Origin of the sequence: Vibrio sp. IB15 (genome assembly GCF_016406055.1) — a bacterium.
GTDB lineage: Bacteria > Pseudomonadota > Gammaproteobacteria > Enterobacterales > Vibrionaceae > Vibrio > Vibrio chagasii.
Genome location: NZ_JAEFCE010000077.1, coordinates 1 through 20526 on the forward strand (window position 1 = coordinate 1; position 20526 = coordinate 20526).

Consider the following 20526-nt stretch of genomic DNA (forward strand, 5'->3'; position numbering starts at 1 on the left):
CTTAGCCATGACTGGCTTAATTATAAGCAGATACACAATTTAAATTACAGGCTCCCATAGAAGTTGCAATGTCGATGGAATCTGTTGTCATTTGTCCTTCCACACTAACCTCGCGTCTTTCTCCATCTGAGTTTTCCAATTTCCAATAGCGTTCGACTCCTACCCTGTTCACCTGGGTAATACACTGGTGTTGTTTCAGTTCATCAACGGATGTCGGCATACTCGCTTCGTTGAGGTATTTAGGTGAAGCGTAACAAGCGCGCTGGAACTGAGATAACTTACGACAAACAATCCTGTCGTCATTAGGTTCTATGGGAGAAATAACCAAGTCTATATTATCCATCACTTTTAAGTTATCGACAGATAAGGTACGCCAATGGATATCAATGTTGGGAAATTTTTGGTGGAATGTAGGTAGAAAGTTTTGCACTAAAAATCTCGACATGGAAGATAAACTCCCTATACGTAACCGACCGTTTATACCTTGTTTTTGGACTTGGAGCTTTTCGACGCTGTATTCGACTAAGCTTAAAATATCTAATGTGGACTCCAAAAAATTTTCACCATGCGGTGTGAGGCTAATCTTATTTCCGATTCGATGAACCAATGTCACATTGAGTTTTTTTTCTAAATTTCTAATTTTCCGACTTAAGGTAGGCTGGCTTGTTTCTAATGTGCTTGCAGCTTCGGTAAAGTTTAAGTGTTCGGCTAAAACTGCAAACATCTTTAAAGATTCTATATCCATGATTATTACTGATAGTTCTAATTTTAAATGAATTCTCCCACCATTAACCACATTAGTAAAGTGGTTTAATCTATACCATTTTTGAATGACTGCTATTTAATAATGTGTCTAGGGTATAACAAGCGCATGGTGTATTGTTTCATATACTAAACCTCAAATCAGTCAACGTCATAAAATGGATTTTATATGTCAAGGTTAGAAAACACACCTACAAAATGGTTATTTATTATTATAATGTCAGCAATATCATTGTCATGCCTAACAATGTTTTTGGTTATTAGTTCTTCCAATAAAATTATCCGTGAAAATAGTCATTGGGTTAATCATACATATCGAGTGATGCTTGAGGTCGATAAAGCAGTCGAGCAAGTTGTTAATATGGAAACTGGATACAGGGGTTATATGATTACGGGGAACAAGAGTTTCCTTGCACCCTATTACCAAGGTAAAAAGAAAATTCATGTGGCTCTTAAGGGATTGATTGAACTCACTAAAGACAACAACACCCAAACGATAGCTTTTAACTCGGTTCATGCCGAGGTGAACAATTGGCAAAGTGAAGTCTTGGATGCTGGTATCGCGATTAGGGAAATTGGCTCGCACCAAGCAGCTTCTGAATTTGTGAACAAAGCGACAGGAAAAGCGTATGTTGACAAGATAAGAAGGATACTTGATGAAGCATCTGGAAGAGAGGAGGCATTGCTTATTCAGCGCGCCATTGATCAGAGGGTATCATTGGAAAATCTTGAGCGATGGACTTTAATCACTTTAGGCATCAGTTGGCTTATCTCAGCACTTATTCTTTTTCTTGCCAGCAAAACAATTCTAAAAAATGTTGACGATATCTCAGTAGCCATAGATTGCTTTGCTAAAGGTGAGATTAAGCTAATAAATGCTGAACCCTCCAAGAATGAGTTTTACAAAATTAGACAGTGTTTTAACCGTTCAATGGCGCAATTGACCTCATTAATTAATGAACTGACGTTGTCTTCAGAACAATCTAATTTAGCAACCGGTAAGCTATCAACAGTAATGGAGAGTACAGCGAAGAATGCTCAGACTGAATTAGCTCAGGTTGACGAAATTTCTACAGCTATCAGCCAACTATCTAGTACCGCTAGTGAAGTCTCCTCAAATGCGACTCAAGCAGAAGAACAAACGAGAATGGCTTTGTCGAGTGTCGAAAGTGGGAGTCACTTACTGCAAGAATCAACAGAACTTACTTCGCGAATGAGCGGATCTATTCAAGTGACGGCGGAGTTGATTGAAGATCTAATGAATAGTGCAATAAACATAAGTGAAGTGACGAATATTATTAGTTCTATATCAGAACAAACAAACTTATTGGCGCTGAATGCTGCAATTGAAGCAGCTAGAGCGGGAGAGCAAGGTCGTGGTTTCGCGGTGGTCGCAGATGAAGTTCGAAGTTTAGCGGGTAAGACACAAGAATCTACACGCAGCATTCAAGAGATCATCACGCGCTTGCAAAACCAATCAAAGCAGGCGAACGACAATATCGTATCAGATGTAGAGTCGATAAGAGCATCGGTTGATATATCGGAAAAAGTGATGGCTGCATTTAAAGACATTGATGCGTCAGTTAAAACAATTTCAGATATGAATGCATTAGTTGCTACAGCTTCTCATCAACAGTTTTCTGTTACAGAAAGTATTGCAGTCACTACGATCAAAGCACGCGACCTCGTCAATGAAAATGCAAATGCCGTGCAGCAGTGTCAGTCTGCCACTGATGAACTTGTTACTTTTGCAAAAAAACAAAACAACGAACTTGCTTTCTTTAAAATCATAAAGTGCTGACATTCATCTCCTAACGTCTCTCGTGGATTATACATGCTAGATTGAAAGCATATTTACCCTAAAAGTTAGGATAACAGTAAAAGTTTAGCCTACACTCAATAGGCAACAATACTCACATTAAACTTACAGATGTGATATTAGCGATAGCATGAGAAAATAGCCAAAAGCATTTATTGTGAAAGCCTACCATCTCAGGCTTTTACCGTGCAGTCCGCTTTTAGTATCTGTGTATTGGTCACGCATTGAAACTTTTTAAAGGAGCGTGAAGATGGATGAGAACTCGGATATATTAGGTCCACCAGTTTCTTTCGCTGAATTTAATGATTTGTGCGACTGTAAACTGACAGATGAACACCAACATAAACAATCTCCTCAAATAGTGGGCAAATATTTATTATTAGAATTAAGTGATACTAAACCCTTAAGTTAATCTGCTCTTGTGTGACATTCTCCATCTATCTTTACTCGTAAATACTGAGCACAATAATAAGTGGCCTCCCATCACGATTTTTATTAATTGCTCGCTTATGTTTAACTTTTCGAAAACGGCTTTTGTTCAATCCAGAGTAAAAGCTTAAACTTCTCATTAACCGAAGGCTCTGTATCAGGAGTCCTTTGGTTTGTTAAACAAATAGACAGCCCTACTCCAATGATTTTACTGCTTTCTTCAACATATCAGCGGGCTCAATGCGTTGTTGTCATTACGTACTTACCGTTAATATTCCCTGAAGGCTAGTCAAAATGCGCCAAACAGACCTCCCTATATCTCTATCTCGAATGAAGTTTGGTGAGCTCTTGAGAAATCCTCACGATAGGAAGTCGGAACTATTTCTCGCTGAATATACTGTTACGATGATCACGAGCATTATTTAGTGGAATCTTAATTTACCTTGTGCGGGTTGCTACAAGGTGTTAATAATTATCTCCATGAACAAAATTTACCTAAACGCAAAAACCACCACTACCACCATGAGGCCACTCAGGAGGTAGTTTTTTGCGTCAATAAAAGACCTCTGAGTGATTCATCGCCAGAGGTTTTTTTGTATCTAGGCTTTGTATTTCACTCAGAATTAACTGAAGAAAAATATGAAGAGACAACGAGAAATCACCCAGCAACTTATTACGCTTCGTACCACAAAACCAGGGATGGTCTGTTGGCATCAGAACAGACAAGAGATAACAGTGTATAAGGTGTCCTTAGAACGTAAAGCAGCATAGTTTTTATCAAACCTAAGATAAAAGATGCTCGTGCTAAAAGAATCAAAACTAAACTTTAACTATCAAGAATAGAAATGAACATTCAGTTAGGAGAAGACATGCAAAAAAAAAAGATGATAACGAACAAGCAAACCCCGTTTTACCCCTATTTGAAAAAACTGTTGTTCCCTCTGGCTCGGCACACGTAACCCCGATTCTTGTTTATGGAAAGCGTCATATCAAAAAAGAGAAACTGGCTGAATTTAAGCAGGCGTACCAAACGCATTCGAAGTCAGCTTACGAAGAAAACCCTGACATCAAGGCTATCTTTGCCTTTCCTGATACGGAAGATCCTCTGACATATTGGCATATTTTATGGGTCCGAAGTGCCGATGCGTTTAACGATTACTTGTCTCGATCTACTGAAAAAGAGCCTGTATGGGATGCCTATGATTATTCGTCTAAAAAACCAGATACGTTAACCGTGTTTGGCGGATGGAACGAAGAAACAAAAATCCGCACGAAATCAGCTTCGGGTATAAAGTACGAATTTAAAAGCAATCTTGCTGGCTTCATGAAGTCTGATGGCGGTGGAGAAGAAGGGCCTCCGCTATTTGGATTTACGAAGCGTTATGTAAAACCTGGTCAAATACAAAGTTTAGGTATGTCATTCGAGACCGTCTGTGACATATGGCGTCAGAAGATTCCAGGCTTTTTGATGGCTGCGGTCTTCCAGGATGACAACACGCCCAATTTAGTCCATGACCTAAGAATATTTGCCAACCACAGGTCTTATTTAGCGCATGTCGACAAATCTGATAATTTGCTAACGGAAGCAATGGCAGTATGGTTTGAAAATTACGACACCAGCATTCCTTTTTCTGGGCAGCTTTACGCCGCTAGCACAAAAGATGAAGCACTCCATACCAGCTCAATAAAGTCGAACTCTACACCCAGAGCCCAACTTGAAACATTTCATTTCGGCGAAGATGGGATGCTAGGGCAAATGCCGAATATGACTAGAAACGACTAAGCGATCGTGAAGTACCTGCCTATAATACTAAACTGGGCTCAGCAGAGTGATATGCCTTCTCATTACTATTTGTTTGGTTCTATCATTTCTTGCGTTCGTACACGTCCATTGTAAACTCGGGTGAGAAAAAGGTGAGGTACGGTCAGCGCAAACAAAGTGATAAAAACCGTATTAAGAAGTTGAGCAGACAATCCTTTATCTGGAAGCCAGTTGAAAAAAGCAATCATAATGAGTGCCGTCCCAACAGTCGGCAATAACGCCGCTTTAAATACTTGGTTCCATGACAATCGGTTAGTCTGTTTGACGTCTAGAGTATGAAGCGGCGCATGCAACGCACAGAAATATAGGCAAAAATATTGGAGAGCTGGTAAGAGCGCAGCGGCAATGAAAAGGCTTATTACCCAAAGAATAAATTCCATCGAGTGGTTAGTAAACTGAGTAATCAGCACTATGCACGATAGAAGACATGCCAAAGCCATCATAGTTACCACGTTGCTTGCTTGATACTCACTTACCCCCAGAACAACGAAGTAACTGCTCAGGGCATTAGGGTGGAAAATGGCAGGTAGTGTCACGACTACAACCCCTAAAAAAACTCTGCTTTTTCGAGCAATTGGAGACCAGTCTTCCCCAAAATGTCCAGCGGCGAGAATCAGCAGTAGAACCAAACACAACGTTGGTATCTTCATCCATAAAAACAAACAGATAATAACGGCCACCAAGTAGGCCAACGCATACAGACCAAGTCGAACTCGTCCATTTACGCCATCACGACCATTAAGATTTTTTGAAAGGCGCATCATCATGAGTACGTCTAAGGCCCCGTGTGGTATACCAAAAACCGCAATCAGCACCAGCACTGCCGTGTCTCCGTGAGATGTCCATAAACTAAGGAATGCCAAAGTGGCAGCATAAACACAAAACAATGGCCAAAGCCGAGATTGGGGATGATTCAACGTCGATTCCATATCATTGTCTCCCAAGCTGCGCGAACAAAGGCTCGTTTAGGCATTGAGCCAATAACCTTGAGAAGGTCAAGCGCCGAAGCTCGCTCAGTCATGAACCTCGCAAACTGCTCACCCGTTGTTCCCCTCGCCATTCTTTTGAATACCTCAGGTGCCAATTCAGGACGCTGAGTAAGAGCCATTAGGAAGATAGAATCTAACCAAGTGTATAGCCCAGCGTTCAACGATATTGTCTTTTCTTCGTAAGTTGCAATTTTTTGCCCTGTAATTTGACGAGCTATGCGTTGGCTATCTTGTTGAATTCGAGAGAAAGCGTACCCAGTAGCCGCTCTAATGCAGTTGCCTCTAATACCTATGTTTCGCCATTGGTTGATCGTGTTACTACCTTTTTCATCGACAATAGTTGGGTCGATATGGGTTGTCATCGGCAAGATCCCTCCCTCCCAACCAGTCACATCTTCGCTACCCAAGCCAAAAGTATCTAGCACCTCGAGCGTCATTCGTTTGAGATGTTTTAATGATTTGGCTTTCGGGGAGAATTGCGTTACTTCAATCAACGCCTCTCTCCGACTCAAAGGAAGAATGTAAATAAACTCAATGGCATCACCTACGGTTTTTATATCCGCCATTAAATGAGCAGTTTGAGGGCAAAATATGGGCTTTGTACTCTCTACCCAAGCGCCGGTGAAACACTGAAGCAAGCTACCTCTACCAACATTGGTTAGCGATGGAGGACGACTGTCGAAACCATGTATTGCGGTGATGCTGAAATCATCGGAACGGACCGTGACCGTGCTGGTACCCACAACAATATCATCCACCGCTTTATTGAAAAGCATGGTGACTTTTCCGTGATTGGCAAAACGTTCAAAGCAGTAATCAAAAAAATCTGCCGCTTTAATGCAATGGTAGCCATGTTCGTTGTTAGAAACAGATTGCTTTGTCTCTGCAACACGCCAGTGACGCCACCGCTTACTCACAAGAGGAGATAGATAACGGGGCATATGCTTGTCACTCCAATAACACCATGTTTTATTAGTATTCACGACATCGGCTTGCTCAAGCATAACTATTTCGCCCGAATATCCGGCTTCAATCAGAGCAAGCACTAACGAGCAAGAGGAGAGTCCTACCCCAACCATCACGAGATCAGCTTTATATTCCGACTGGGGGGTTGTTGACGAACACGGCACAACTGGCCGGTTATTGGTGTGGAAGACCATTTGATTTACGCCCAAGCCTGTCAAAACCGACTATCTTGCTCAACGGTTTGTGCAAGTCGTGATTGTGAGGTGCTTTCTCGCGTACTTTGACAGAGATTAAACTGGAAGACGCTAACCAAAATTTACCCCCGAGCGTAATTGTGGTTCTTCCTTGCCAATACCTTAGACCTTGCCGCTCAAGTTTTACTCCTATCTCTCGGTAAACAGCTTCTGCAACAACAATTGCTCTGCGGCTTTGCGGTGGCAGGTAACGATACCCTTGACGCGCACTTTGGTAATAGCACTCTGCCAGCGCGAGTGTACGTCTGATCGCTTGCATAACCTGTGGCCGAACCGTTGTGTCTGAGTCCTCGACGATTTGATGTGTACTGACTCCACACCATTCAAGAGGCAAGTACCTTCTCCCGAGTTGAGCGTCTTCCATCACATCTCTCGCTATATTCGTTAGTTGCATAGCGATTCCAAGATCGATTGCATGCGCAGTACCTTGCGGCTTAGCATCGAGAATCGGACACATCATCAGCCCTACAACCCCAGCGACTTTATAGGCGTATTCAATGAGCTCATCTTCAGTAACAAAGGCAACCTCATTCAAATCACTAGAAACACCATCAATGAGGGTCAGAGCATGGTTGATGGGTATACCTAATTCACCGGACAATATTAGGAAATCTTCGGTTATCTTATGACGTGGTTTGCCGGTAATGATTTGTTGCTTCACGTTGTCTAGCATCTCTTTCGCAAAGCTTTTGTCCTGTGTTTCATCTGCTATATCGTCAACCCAACGGCAGAACTGATAGAGCCTCGCTGCCTGATCTACCTGTGCCTTGCTAAGTAGAAGACTTGCGAATTTGAATGTCTTACCATGAGTTGCCAAGCTAAGGAGCGCTGGATTTTTCATAATTAACCTCCACTTCCCTGGTCAGCCCCTTTAGTGCTTGGAGAGGCAATATCCTGTGTTAGCTGGTCATCGCTCTTTAACCAAATGATGTTAGAGTCGCTAGCATTCATCGGTTCGACCGAGGGAACTATTTTATCCAACACTTTTGCCGAGCAAAGTACGCCGGGCAACCCTGCACCTGGGTGGCTACCCGCGCCAACCACAAATAGGTTTTCCGGACCTTCACCACGGTTGTGGAAACGGAAATAGGCCGACTGAGTGAGTGTTGGAGCGATTGAGAAGCCCGCACCATGGACACTATTATAGTTACACTCAAAGTCTTTCGGAGTCATGCAGAAGCGTTCAACAATACAATCTGACAGCCCCGGCATCATACTATTATTGAGTGCCTCAATGATCTGGTCGCCATATTGGTTCTTGGTTTTTTCCCAATCTACGCCCGACTGTAAGTTCGGCACTGGTGCCAATACGTAAAAGCTGTCGCAGCCCTCCGGCGCCATACTTGGGTCAGTCGCCGTTGGTCGGTGGACATACAGAGAAAAGTCATCCGCGAGTACTTGGCGATTAAATATATCGTCAAGAAGGCTTTCATAACGCTTTCCTAGCCATATGGTGTGATGCGCGATATTTGGAAACCGTTTAGTCGTACCGAAATAGAGAACATATAGACCCATTGAAAACTTCGAATATTTGGCTTTTACCTTGGCTGACCAGCGTTGTTGATCTCTTGGCACCATCTTCTTATAGAGATATGCCGGATCCGCGTTGGAAACAACGATGTCGCACCGGATCCTTTTGCCACCCTTAAGATCAACGGCTGTCACTTTCTTTTCCTCAGCGATGACACCTTCAACCTCTTCGCCTAAACGGATCTTTATGCCTTTACTTCGCATTAACTGTTCAAGCGCTTTGACGAGAGCACCCATACCACCGATGGCGAAATGCACTCCCCACTTTTGTTCCAAAAAGTGTATTAAGTTGTAAATACTGGTTGTGTCAAATGGGTTGCCACCCACTAATAGAGGTTGTATCGAGAAAGCTTGTCTCAACTTTTCATGTTGCAAGTGATCAGAGACAAGTTGCCAGACTGTTTTGTAGCATCCAAGTTTAACTAGGTTTGGAATCTGCTTGATCATGGAGATTGGTTTGTCGAAAGGCTCGTCGGCAAGCTTGGTGAAACCGATGTCAAAAATGTCTCTCGATGTACTTAGCAACCGCTTATATCCGTCCACATCCTCGGGGGAAATAGACTCGATTTCCGCTAGGATTTGGTTCAATGAGCCGCCATAGTCAAACGTAGAGCCATCATGGTAGTGAAAACGGTACCAAGGATAGACAGGAACAATAGTCACATAATCTTGCGTCTTCTCTCCAAAAAGCTGAAAAAGTTCATCGATGAGAAAGGGAGCTGTGATTACTGTAGGTCCAGCGTCAAAAACGAAGCCACCACGACGAAACACCCGAGCCCGGCCTCCCAGTTGATCGCCTTTGTCGATAATCGCAACTTCATAGCCTTTGGCTCTTAGCCTTAGGGCTGAAGCGATTCCACCGAAACCCGCACCGATAACTACAGCGCTTGGAGTAGACTGCTTATTGGTTTCTGCTTTCATGCGTATGCCTCTCAAGCTCGCCGAGTAAATATACCGTTTTATTCAAAAACCCTGCAGCGCAATCATTAGGGAGTTTTCCAAAGTCTCTTTCACAACTTTTCAGAAGATAACGAGCGCGCTGGACTGTCAGCTTATACGCCGTAGATGGATCGTTGTGTTGCTTGTAAAAGTTGAGCAAGTTTGGTCGGGACTTGGAGCCATCATCCACGCTGTCGGACAAATCATCGAGTATCTGGTAAGCGACGGCAAAGTTGGTTGCAGAACGCTTAGCTATCGAAACTGAAACGGTCTCATTGGACGCTACGAGTGGAAGAACGAGCGGCAGATAAAGTAGCGGACCGGCTTTCTTCGCCGCAATCTGCTCATATTGCTTAGCTGAGTTCACCTCCTTTGTGGTTAAGTCTTCAAGCTGGCCATAGATCGTTTCGCTAACGGCTTGTTGCATCTCTTCCAGCAGCAATGGCAAAGCTCCAGAACAAGACACCGACGCGAGTGAGCCAAAGGCCTTAGTGATGAGGTAGTCGCCTGTACATATAGCAACATTGTGCCCAAATTTAGACCACACCGTTTCCATACCTCGACGCGTTGGATCATGGTCTTGTATGTCGTCATGCACTAGGGATGCGTTGTGCATCAACTCTATCGATGCTGAGAGCCTAACAGCATCGCTGTCAGATAATCCCAAAGAGAGGGAAGCATCGATACAAATATTCATTCTCGTACGGCTACCACCGGTTTTCAAATGATAGTCTGCAGGTTGATGACCGGCTACTTGGGTGTTCAGGAAGCGCTCGCACTGTCTTTGCACGCTTTTGGTTTTATCTGCTAATGACAATCTCAGTGGACTATTCATGTGTGCCACCTATGTACTGATGTGAGTGAGTGTAACTCTGCGAAGTTAAAGAGAGCCGAACAAGGTCGGCTCTCTAACCAGCTAAGCTTCCTTTTGGCTTTCAGAAGTTGCTGCGTACCAAATAAGCAGACCAAAAGCAATTTTGTTGATTACATCAGCGAGGTTGTAAACCAAGTTCAAAGACGCTTCGTCTACCGCCCCCATCATGTATCCTAGAACATAGCCGATTGGATAAATTGCCCAACCAACAGTGACAATCCAGCGCATTAAATTGTAAGCAAATCTTACAGAGTCACTGGCTTGATTAGTGGCTGCTTTACCAGCCTCACCGAAGAATATTTCATACAAGATGTAGGCCCAACCAAGCATACCTATTACAAACCCGATGGTAACGTTGATATAACCCGCCTCGCCCAGAAAACCAGGTATCAGCATTACTAACGTACCGATGAGCAAACGCCAGAAAATGCCTGGAGAAGCTGCACCGATTGCTCTAAGGATGAGATAAAATTCGATCATCAGAAGTGGCACTGTAAGGAGCCAATCAATGTATCGGTAAACGGTTGGAGTTTCTCCTGTCGCAACCCACACATCTCTCATGTAGAAGTAGTGTACTGCGGCAATGAGAGTCACGAGAGCGGATACTGTCAATGACGTTTTCCACTTTGCAGTCACCCCTTGTGTTTCCCACAAGAAGAACACTGTCGACGCCATTAGCGCCATAGAGATTAACCAAAAAGATATTCCTACAAAGTCATCTGGTTTGAGGTTTGCAGCGGCATTAGCACTGCCTGAATAGAAAAATGCAGCGAACATGCTTACTGCGATTACGTTTGTTTTGAAAGATGTCGATTTCAGCACGCCGAGCTTTGCTGATAGTAGTTTAATTTCCATAATTTTCATCTCACTTTAGCTATGGTTATCGCGAGTACTGCTCGTGAATTCCTCGCTTTTCTCAAGACCTTACGATTAAATGTTAAAACACGATCACAAAAATAACAAACCAGAAACTTTTGAAACATAAATTTATTGACAATGAGATTTAGATTGAGTGGAGAAAGCAAATGAAAGCGGTTTAAGTGGAAACTGATAATGTATTTAAAAGGATCGAGAGGGTTATGTGGCCTCAATGGGCAAGTTAGAGTTATTAACTGGTTAATATTCTCATGCGAATAGCTATCTGCATTTTCCTAATGTAAATACTTTCTGAATACAACTCTTTTCCAAGTGTGTGCTATCGCCCTACCACACATTATTTCAACGCAAACCCGACATGCTTACTTCCTAAAAATGGATGAATCTCTAGAAATTGTGCGTAAAGAGACTGAGTCCAACGAGGGCAGTAATGATGATAAGCAGCGTTAAATCTTATTTGTAAATTGGCGTTAGTCAGCGCTCTCTGACTCCACCTTAAGGTGCTCGACCACTTTATAAAAAACGTCGGGGAACCACACCGTAAACGCTTCAGGCTGTTGGTGAAGCTTCTCCTGGATGGACTCGATTGAAAACCATTCAACCTCGCTGACTTCAGATGCGTTTGGGGCTAACAACAGCTGATTGGTAAAGCTCAAGAAGATGTGGTCGAGCTCATGCTCTGTAAGGTTGTTTTCGAGTTGGGCTTGATAGATGAATGACCCGAAAGAGGTAAGTTGTAATAGCTTGCTGATGCCTAGCTCCTCGCCAACACGACGCTGAACCGCATCTTCTAGGGCTTCACCTGGACGCGGGTGAGAGCAGCAGCTGTTACTCCATTTGCCGCCACTGTGGTACTTTCCACATGCTCGCTTTTGAAGCAAAAACTCATATCCCTCGGCCGTTTTTTTTGCGATCATCAATGAGAAAGCGCGATGCAACTTCCCATCTATATGGGCTTTCAATTTTTCGCAGTGACCGACTTCAATATCATCTTCCGTCACTATTATGACTTCATCTATCATCTCGCTCCTCCACCTCTTCACCGAACCTTGGCTGTACCCGCAACATTTAGTTATAGCCAATTTGTGCCAAGAAAGATCAGTCGGCGCTAAAAGAAGCGATATGTGCCAAGCATCAAGGCTCTATGTTTGAATAACTGTGTCGACATAAGACATTTTTACTTCCCTTCCACCAGACAGACCAAACCTCACCTAAAAATAAACAGGCGATGATGGATTTCTTTCCCCTTATACCTTGCTAGCGCCTACAGAATAGAGGGGTATCATTACTCTTGATGATTATATGTGCATAATAGGGATGTAGCTCAAAAATTACGGATATAAAATGAGAATAGAAGTAACCACTAATCCCAATAAAAACGACCTTGAAACCATAAGTAAGGGCATTCAATCCTTCAATCAAAAACACATACCTGATGCTGTGGTATTTGAACCAGACACAAGATTTGCGGCCTTTGCAAAAGACGATAATGGTAATGTATTAGGTGGAGTTAGGGCTTGTGCTTTCTGGAACTATTGCATCCTTGAATTACTATGGCTATCCGATGAGAATCGAGGTCAGGGGGTCGGAAACAAACTAATGGATGCCGCTGAAACCTTTGCTAAAGAACAAGGCTTCAGTTACATGCGAACTGAAACACTCAGTTTTCAAGCAAAGCCTTTTTACGAGAAGCGTGGCTATAAAGTTTTTGGTGAGTTACCCGATTACCCCAAAGGCCATGTCACATACTGCCTTGTAAAAGAGTTATAAAATTCGCCTCCATTAGGGATAAGTTAGCCTTGACTGCCTTGATTTATAGTATGTCCACCTTGGAGGTCGGGAGGTGTATGTTGGCTCGCTTTTGTACCATTTACAATTAGCACCCTGCTCCTTATCAAGAATAGGCCCCGCACACGCGAGGCCTGAGTTTTTCAATAAAACAATTACAACCGCCCTACTTCACTGACTTCACCGCTTTCATCAACAAATCTAGCTAGACTAAATTCATTATTGCTGGCATCTGACCATGGAACTCCCCCTGAGCTCCCATAAAACCAAATGTATAAGGCTTCACTTCTTCGTACCTTCGACCATCAAACGCTTGTCTTTCTCGCAGCTTATTAAACAGCCAGTTATCTAACATGTTATTAATCTCGATAAACTCATCTTTCGTCAACTCAGCTTTAAAGCTGGTGAGAAAGGCATCATCATCAGATTCAGGCAAATTAATGACGCGTTCTTGTAAACCATTTAACACCTGAGATTTGAAATAAATGGGATACCTCGCCCCTTTTACAAACGCGGTTTCTTTGGGCAAGAGCAGTTTGTACTTATTGTTAGAACCTATCTCGATAAGGCTGAGATTTTCTAATTGTCGAAGATACAGGTGCACTGAAGCATCGTTTAGCTTGTGCTTTTGTTGAATACATTGAACGGTAATGTCTTCTGCTAACTCTGACCAGAACGAGAAAAGAGCGGGATTCTCAAAAAACGCGTCATCTTGTTCTTTAGAGAAAACGGGAATAGAAGCAATGTTTTCTTCTGCCTCAGCAAGAAGCTTTGATAGCGGCATATCCGTGAGGTTAGCTATCGCGACTAGCCTCTGAATGGACAGTGGTTGAGAACTGTTAAGTAACCTCTTAATACTGATTTCGGATATATCCAGTTCCGCCGCAAGTGCACGATATGAAATATTGCATCTTTTAAGCTCTCTTTTGAGTAACTTACAAATTTCGAATGATAGTTGTTCGTCCATTTCGTTCAAACCGCCTCACATAGAGATACCAAAAGCATCACAATACTACCCTTTTAAATCAAAAGTTGCACCTAAGTATCAATAAAGGATGATGCCACTTTCAACAAACAAAGGAACGTATTGATGCAACGAAAAGAGTTAGTTGTGCGATTTGGCATACAACAATACCTACACTGGACAGTAGTCGGGCTGCTTATTCCTGTCATCATTCTGATTTTTCAGTCTAAGGGACTCAACCTAGCACAAGTTGGGATTGTTATGGCTGTTTGGATTGGAAGCACAACACTATTAGAGATTCCAGTTGGTGGGCTTGCTGACACCATTGGACGAAAAAAAACATATTCGTACTCGTTAATACTCACCCTACTAGGCTGCCTAAACCTACTCTATGCAAACGGCTTGTTCAGTATTTTAATTAGCGCCTTAATGTTGGGAGCTTCTAGAGCCGTTTACTCAGGTACTCTCGATGCATGGTTTTATGATGCGTTTAATGATAGCGCTGGAGCAGGCTCGTATCATACTGCAATTGCAAAAGTTAATGTGTGCGTGACTTCTGGGCTAGCGAGCGGAGCCCTTATCGGCGGATTTCTACCTAACAGTATCATGAGTTCATATTTTGAATCATTTGACGAGTATGACATCAATGTTTTCACCGCCAGCGTATCGAGTCTTGCCCTGCTGTGGCTAACATGGCTATTACTTCCTCATGAGCAGAGAAGCATCAAAGAACACCACAAAAACACTGTCACCACCGCGGTACAAACCAGTATCAAGGCGCTTACTTTCTCTTTAAACCATTGGACGTTAAGATTAGTGATTCAGGCAACACTTATCTTTGGCGCAGCAATGAGCGCTGTAGAAAATCTCTGGCAACCCTACCTATCTGAACTAATGGGAATTCATTCCAAAGACTTAACCCTGTTTGGCATCATATCGGCACTGTACTTCTTGATGGCCGCTTTATCGTCAATCGTGTCCGTCCCACTACTCAAAGTGTTTGGCGGTTCTCACAAGGCTTTAATGTTTGTCACCCGGGCACTTGCCGGCCTGTCGCTGATCTTACTTGCGAACACCCATAACACCATGAGCTTTGCTCTACTGTATTTAACGTTTTTCTTTCTTTTCACAATAGGCAACAATTCTGAGCAGGTATTACTTAATGACAGCACTCCAAATGAGATGCGCTCAACCATATTGTCCATCAGCTCTTTCGCCGTTACCGCTGGTGGAGTGCTTGCTTCTTTAGCTTTTGGAGTCATTTCCGAGCATTACAGTATATCCACAAGTTGGATATTATGTGGCGCGGTCCTCTTAGTCTCTTCGCTTTATTTCCTAAGCTGTCGTGAAGCCGTCAAAACTAAACCTGCATAAACAACCTCCCCTCTAGCTCCCCCTCCAATCAAGTCAGTCGTTCTCTTGAGGTATACGATCGAGGGGGAGAAAATTCTTTGTCGCTGAATGTATATCAGCTCGCATAACGATCGGTATTCAGTTCCTCCCCTTTCCCACTATCAACAACAGATTGGAGATGTAAATGACCAATCTGACACTTACAAAAAATGTAAGTTGTCATCAAACCTTAAGCATTAGAGTAAAAACTCAGCTTAGATAGCTCAGCCTTAAATGTTAGCGTAATGTTACTAACGCAAACCAACGGTATGAGATATGCAGCACGTAAAGCTATTAAACCGCAGCACCTTCGCTGGGCTCGCAGCAACACTAGTTGGGAATGGTATTGGCCGCTTTGCCTACATAGCATTAATGCCTGTGCTCATTCAAAGTGGGTGGTTCTCAAGCGAAGATGCCTCCATACTCGGCGCAGCAACACTGCTTGGCTATATTTTCGGAGCACCTGCTTCGAGCTTTTTACAAAGATATTATTCAACAGGCACACTCATACGTGTCTCTTTATTGCTAAGTAGCTTTAGTTATCTGGGTTGTGCCTTAAAGTCTGCCCCCTTTGAATGGTTTTTAACACTTAGAACTATTGCTGGTGTATCCGGTGCGATACTCATGGTACTCGCTCCCCCTGTGATCACCAGCCTTCACCCTCAAGAAATGAAAGCAAGAATCAGTGGCGTCGTGTTTTCAGGCATCGGTATTGGTGCGATGATTTCAGGAACCATCATACCTTTACTTATCTACCAAAGCGTTGAGAGTGCATGGTTAGGTATGGGAGCGATCGCTTTCGTTGCAACTGTCCTAACGTGGAACGCTTGGTCTCTTGAGGTTACGCCAAACCATTGTGATAAAAGTCCATCGACGTTTGATGCCTTATCTAAGAATGAGCGTATCAGTGTTAGCTGTGTACTGTTAGCCTATACCTTCAACGCTATTGGCTATCTGCCTCATACTCTTTTTTGGGTCGACTATATTGTTCGAGAGCTAAAAATGAGTTTTGCGAGCGGTGGGTTTTATTGGGCTGTTTTTGGTATAGGTGCTGCGATTGGACCAATAGTAACCGGTATATTAGGTGATAAGTTTGGACTTAAAAAAGCACTATTAGCGGCGTTTACTTGCAAAGCTGCTGGGGTTGCTCTTCCACTCTTAAGCAACAGTGAAACAGCACTTTTTGCTTCATCTTTGTTGGTCGGTATGTTTACGCCGGGCACCGTAACACTGGTATCAACCTACACCCTAGAAATCGTTGGGACACAACTCCATACGAAATCTTGGGGAGCAATGACAATGGCGTTTGCTATATCGCAAGGAATCGTCGGCTTCGTTATGGCTCACTACGCCCCTCAACTCACCAGTTATAACCTGTTATTTATGATCAGCGCGAGTGCACTGATTTTGTCGATACTCTGCATCGCATTTACATCAACCAAACAGCAGACATTAAACACTGCTCAAACAAGTTCTTAGCAAAGGAATCGCTCATGAAACTGTATTTAAACGACACCTCGCCATTCTCCAGGGCAGTGCTGGCAACGGCCTATTTGTGTGATGCTCCAATGGTTCTTGAATGGGTCGACCCGTGGCAAACACCGAGCACATTAGTCGCAGTTAATCCATTTAGTACCATTCCGGTTCTAGAAACCAGTGATGGGGTTGCACTGACCGAGAGCTTAACGATCTGCGAGTTCCTCATGCAAGCATACCCAACAGAAAAGCTAGCAGCGACCAAGGCTAGCGACACTCAACGCATGTCATTATTGGGAGTAAGTAAAACGTTGATGGAAGTAGCATTTCGATGCGCTGCATTGAGCCGCTTCGAAGCTGAGCAAAACGAGCTAACGATTAGGGGAAAGGAAGGTATTGAAAGAAGCGTTAAAGGACTTATCGGGCAGTTGAAAAGCAATGATGATTTGCTCAAACCTGACTTCTCAACATTGTACCTACATATCGCATTAGATTATGTCTTATTCAGGCATGCTAATTTGCTTTCAGCAGAAGAGCGCGACATCCTCACGACTGCCTTACATAATTCGCCTTTTAAAGACACATTGGCAACACTTAGCCTAGAGTCGCTTTCAAAAAAGCTTAACTATTGCGAATACAAAAATTCCTGATCACTTTGACCAGCGTTATGTTGAACAAATCTAACAAGGCTCCGCAATCGCGAGGCCTTGGTTTTATCTATAGAGTGATTACAACCACCCTACTTCACTGACTTCACCGCTTTCATCAAGGTTGCGTTGAACTGCTTTGGTTGTTCTAGCATTGGGAAGTGGCCTGAGTCTTCAATGCAGTAAATCCTGTAATCCTTGATGTGTTTCTTGTTCGCTCATTAGTCCGTGTTACGCCTTTTTGTAGCAAGTAGATCAAAAGCTTCGCATTCGGTCAGATACATACAAAGCAGCACACGAAATAAAGAAGTTACCGCAACCCTCTTGAGAAGTAGTAAGTTCTCCAATGGTATATCCAATAGCATTCGCTTTAGACATTGTTCAGTTTCCAATAACAACGTACCAAGTCACATTTATACTGCTTGATAAGTATCTATTTTTAATAGAATTCTTTAACATTCAATAACTAAAACAAATGTTAAAAATCAAACAATTACCTTATTTATATAGTTAGTGGTTCTAGAAAATGAATAAAACGATACTCGCAGCATCAGTGGCTGCATTATTACTCTCTGGTTGTACGGTGAGACACGATAGAGAAGCAATGGTAGACAACACTGAACAGGCTTCAGATCTCGATATTTATCAGCATGACAATTACGAGCAGTACAGCCAAGCAATGCAAATCATGTATGTTTACACAGAGCGTGAACCGACTAAGTTGGGTAATGTCGATGTTCTGGCGAAGGACTACTACGATAAAGTAGCAATCAAAAACACGGTCAGCACCGCCGCAACCGCAGCCATGTTAATTGGCAATCTGGCCTCAAACCTTAATATAGCAACGTTCTTTTTTGGCACTCAAGCAACAGATAAAATTCCTTACGCCTTCAAACGTCAGCACAATATTGCTATTGAACCTATTGCCGATGATGTCACGTACGACTCAATTTATCGCGAAGATTTGGATCACTTAAAACAAATGATGAAGCAAAAATATCCGAATGCGGAAATTTTTGAGTTTGAGCAAGATTTTCTCAATGTTCGAAACACAAGTGTCAGCGCAATGGATATTACCAAACCAGAATGTGCCGAGTTTAGACAATCTGATGAATTTACGCCTGATACCACTTTTGTTGAAGATGAATTAGACCACTGCTTTCTTTCGAAACGTAGGCCAGACTACTTCAAGAAGATTGTAGAGGGTGAGATTGATTTCATTGAGGGCGTGCCAAAGGCAAAACGTTACCTTGTGTATTCTATTTCCGATGAAATGATGGCGACATATGAAGACCAAAGCCGCTTCTATCGCTACGTACCTTATTTTGGCTGGATGGATTCAACCAAACAGAAAACATATGAAACTAACCCTGAAAAATTCAAGGCCGATGTAGAGGCAATGAATACATCGCCTTACCCATATCTTTACCGCTACTCGGATAACAAGGTATTACTGTTTAAGACAGATGCGACCATATAACCTTTTCAGGTTAAGGTCCCCCAAAAAACAAAAAGGCCTCGCACACGCGAGGCCTTAGTTTTATCTATAGAATGATTACAACCACCCTACTTCACTGACTTGACCGCTTTCATCAAGGTAGTGTCTGACCAGCTCTATTAAACCAAAACCTCCGCCTCTAGCTCCCCCTCAAATGGAGTTCACCGGTCTCTTTAGATATACGATCGAGGGGGAGAACATTCTTTGTCGCTCAATGTATCTCAGCACACGTAGCGATAGGTATACAGTTCCTCCCCTTTTCCGCTATCAACAAGAGATTGGAAATGTAAACCAAGGGGAGGTTAGGAGGGGGATTGTAAGTCGAATCTGACATGTATCTGCCACTTTGTTTTGTTTGCCCTATAGAACACAAAAAAGGCCTCGCACACGCGCGGCCTTAGTTTTATCTATCGAACAATTACAACCGCCCTACTCCACTGATTTCACCGCTTTCATCAACGTTGCGTTGAACTGCTCAGGTTGCTCTAGCATTGGGAAGTGGCCTGAGTCTTCAATGTAGTAAATACTGTAATCCTTAATGTGTTTCTTGTTCGCTTCTGAATCCGTTGGCCATAGGCGAGCGTTAACCAATATCACTGGCACGTTCACGCTCTCATACACACGGTGGGCTTCGCCTGTCACGTATTGACCTAAATAATGACGGAACTGGTTTATCGCGATAGTTGGCGGTGCTGATGCCATGTCTTGCGTTACCCAGTAAAGTAAATCTGCTTCTACGTCTTTTGGTAGCGAGTCTTTCACGAACATAGTAATACCCGCTTGGAAGTCTGCTTCAAACGGTTTAGTCATTGCATCTAAGTCGCTTTGTGAAACCGCTAGTGCGACGTTTTGCGATGTATCGACACCAATAATGCCCTTCACTCTTTTCGGCATCAGTTTAGCGGCTTCTGCAATCACACCACCTGCCATGGAATGGCCGACTAAGATGACAGATTCGAGTTGTTCTTTGTCGACTACGGCTTTGATGTCTTCAGCGAACGCAATCATGGTGTACTCTTCGCGGTTGAACGACGAGTTACCATGCCCTGCTAAGTCCACAGTGATCACTTGGTGCTGCTTTGAAAACTCACTCACTTGGTTTTGCCAAAGCCTGCTGTCTAAGCTCCAACCGTGAATGAAGATCAGCGCCGTATCCCCGCTCCCACTTTTGCCATACGCAATTTGCTCACCATCGTGAGATATCGCAAGACCATACTTAACCATTGAATCGTGAGCCATGGCATTCATGCTACCAAGCGCCATGAATACCAAGAATGTGATGTTTAGAATTAAACGTTTCATAGTGTCTCTCTACTTACTTTAGAGGGAACACAGAAAGCGCCCCTCTCAATCAATATAGGCACTATAAAGTGTGAAGTTGTAGACGGGTCAATAGTGATTTAAATAAAAGCCTCTCCCGTGCTGGTGACTTAACCAACTCATTTCTGTCGGGTGGACGACACTTGTTACCAAGTGCCGTCTCCCTTAGAACCCAGCGTGC

At 43.2% G+C, this 20526-nt stretch carries 18 protein-coding genes and 1 pseudogene; 8 read left to right on the forward strand and 11 right to left on the reverse strand.

Going from position 1 to position 20526, the window contains the following annotated elements; translation table 11 throughout:
• Window positions 1-16 precede the first annotated feature (16 nt).
• Window positions 17-745 carry a LysR family transcriptional regulator gene (locus JC606_RS20670; RefSeq protein ID WP_233090534.1) on the reverse strand — a complete coding sequence of 243 codons (729 nt, stop codon included), beginning with the start codon at window positions 743-745 and terminating at the stop codon, window positions 17-19.
• 186 nt (window positions 746-931) lie between these two features.
• On the opposite strand from JC606_RS20670, the gene JC606_RS20675 reads away from it, so the two are divergent.
• From JC606_RS20675 to JC606_RS20685, 3 genes are all read left to right on the forward strand, one after another.
• Window positions 932-2563 (forward strand): methyl-accepting chemotaxis protein, encoded by a 1632-nt coding sequence (locus JC606_RS20675; RefSeq protein WP_198779335.1) that lies wholly within the window; start codon window positions 932-934, stop codon window positions 2561-2563.
• A 268-nt stretch (window positions 2564-2831) separates the two neighbouring features.
• Window positions 2832-2993, forward strand: coding sequence for a hypothetical protein (locus JC606_RS20680; RefSeq protein WP_170222476.1), 162 nt, complete (start codon window positions 2832-2834; stop codon window positions 2991-2993).
• Window positions 2994-4169: 1176 nt separating this feature from the next.
• The gene (locus JC606_RS20685) at window positions 4170-4793 is read left to right on the forward strand and encodes a hypothetical protein (protein WP_233090536.1); all 624 of its coding nucleotides are present in this window, start codon (window positions 4170-4172) and stop codon (window positions 4791-4793) included.
• A 65-nt stretch (window positions 4794-4858) separates the two neighbouring features.
• Here the strand turns inward: JC606_RS20685 and JC606_RS20690 are convergent, their stop codons facing one another.
• The 7 genes from JC606_RS20690 to idi all read right to left on the reverse strand — a co-directional run bounded on the left by JC606_RS20690 (window position 4859) and on the right by idi (window position 12282).
• Complete coding sequence (locus JC606_RS20690) at window positions 4859-5761, reverse strand: Brp/Blh family beta-carotene 15,15'-dioxygenase (protein WP_198779336.1); 903 nt, start codon at window positions 5759-5761, stop codon at window positions 4859-4861.
• Window positions 5746-6900, reverse strand: a complete 1155-nt coding sequence (locus JC606_RS20695) for a lycopene cyclase family protein (protein WP_233090540.1) — start codon at window positions 6898-6900, stop codon at window positions 5746-5748. The genes JC606_RS20690 and JC606_RS20695 overlap by 16 nt, the downstream gene beginning before the upstream one ends.
• A gap of 61 nt (window positions 6901-6961) precedes the next feature.
• Window positions 6962-7882 carry a phytoene/squalene synthase family protein gene (locus JC606_RS20700; protein WP_198779338.1) on the reverse strand — a complete coding sequence of 307 codons (921 nt, stop codon included), beginning with the start codon at window positions 7880-7882 and terminating at the stop codon, window positions 6962-6964.
• Between the two features lie 2 nt (window positions 7883-7884).
• Window positions 7885-9492: a phytoene desaturase family protein gene (gene crtI, locus JC606_RS20705; RefSeq protein WP_137408878.1), complete on the reverse strand. Its 1608-nt coding sequence runs from the start codon at window positions 9490-9492 to the stop codon at window positions 7885-7887.
• The gene (locus JC606_RS20710) at window positions 9473-10345 is read right to left on the reverse strand and encodes a polyprenyl synthetase family protein (RefSeq protein WP_137408877.1); all 873 of its coding nucleotides are present in this window, start codon (window positions 10343-10345) and stop codon (window positions 9473-9475) included. Before JC606_RS20710 ends, crtI begins: the two co-directional genes overlap by 20 nt.
• Before the next feature lie 81 nt (window positions 10346-10426).
• A complete protein-coding gene (locus tag JC606_RS20715; protein WP_137408876.1) occupies window positions 10427-11239 on the reverse strand; it encodes a bacteriorhodopsin-like in 813 nt (270 codons plus the stop codon).
• Window positions 11240-11730: 491 nt separating this feature from the next.
• Complete coding sequence (gene idi, locus JC606_RS20720; RefSeq protein ID WP_198779339.1) at window positions 11731-12282, reverse strand: isopentenyl-diphosphate Delta-isomerase; 552 nt, start codon at window positions 12280-12282, stop codon at window positions 11731-11733.
• 322 nt (window positions 12283-12604) lie between these two features.
• Here idi and JC606_RS20725 point away from each other — a divergent pair, with 322 nt between their 5' ends.
• Entirely contained in the window at window positions 12605-13030 is a 426-nt protein-coding gene (locus JC606_RS20725; RefSeq protein ID WP_198779340.1) for a GNAT family N-acetyltransferase, read from the forward strand.
• A gap of 223 nt (window positions 13031-13253) precedes the next feature.
• Here the strand turns inward: JC606_RS20725 and JC606_RS20730 are convergent, their stop codons facing one another.
• Window positions 13254-14015, reverse strand: a complete 762-nt coding sequence (locus JC606_RS20730) for a helix-turn-helix domain-containing protein (protein WP_198779341.1) — start codon at window positions 14013-14015, stop codon at window positions 13254-13256.
• 123 nt (window positions 14016-14138) lie between these two features.
• Between JC606_RS20730 and JC606_RS20735 the strand changes: the two genes are divergently transcribed.
• The 3 genes from JC606_RS20735 to JC606_RS20745 all read left to right on the forward strand — a co-directional run bounded on the left by JC606_RS20735 (window position 14139) and on the right by JC606_RS20745 (window position 17530).
• Window positions 14139-15386, forward strand: coding sequence for an MFS transporter (locus tag JC606_RS20735; protein WP_198779342.1), 1248 nt, complete (start codon window positions 14139-14141; stop codon window positions 15384-15386).
• Between the two features lie 294 nt (window positions 15387-15680).
• Window positions 15681-16883, forward strand: coding sequence for a YbfB/YjiJ family MFS transporter (locus JC606_RS20740; protein ID WP_198779343.1), 1203 nt, complete (start codon window positions 15681-15683; stop codon window positions 16881-16883).
• Between the two features lie 14 nt (window positions 16884-16897).
• Window positions 16898-17530 carry a glutathione S-transferase family protein gene (locus JC606_RS20745; protein WP_198779344.1) on the forward strand — a complete coding sequence of 211 codons (633 nt, stop codon included), beginning with the start codon at window positions 16898-16900 and terminating at the stop codon, window positions 17528-17530.
• Between the two features lie 89 nt (window positions 17531-17619).
• Here the strand turns inward: JC606_RS20745 and JC606_RS20750 are convergent.
• Window positions 17620-17745: pseudogene (locus tag JC606_RS20750) on the reverse strand (alpha/beta fold hydrolase); the annotation flags it as partial.
• Window positions 17746-18053: 308 nt separating this feature from the next.
• Here JC606_RS20750 and JC606_RS20755 point away from each other — a divergent pair.
• Window positions 18054-19007, forward strand: coding sequence for a hypothetical protein (locus JC606_RS20755; RefSeq protein WP_233090538.1), 954 nt, complete (start codon window positions 18054-18056; stop codon window positions 19005-19007).
• A 447-nt stretch (window positions 19008-19454) separates the two neighbouring features.
• On the opposite strand, the gene JC606_RS20760 is transcribed toward JC606_RS20755, so the two are convergent.
• On the reverse strand, window positions 19455-20327 hold the full coding sequence (locus tag JC606_RS20760; RefSeq protein WP_198779345.1) for an alpha/beta fold hydrolase: 873 nt from the start codon (window positions 20325-20327) through the stop codon (window positions 19455-19457).
• Window positions 20328-20526: the final 199 nt, after the last annotated feature.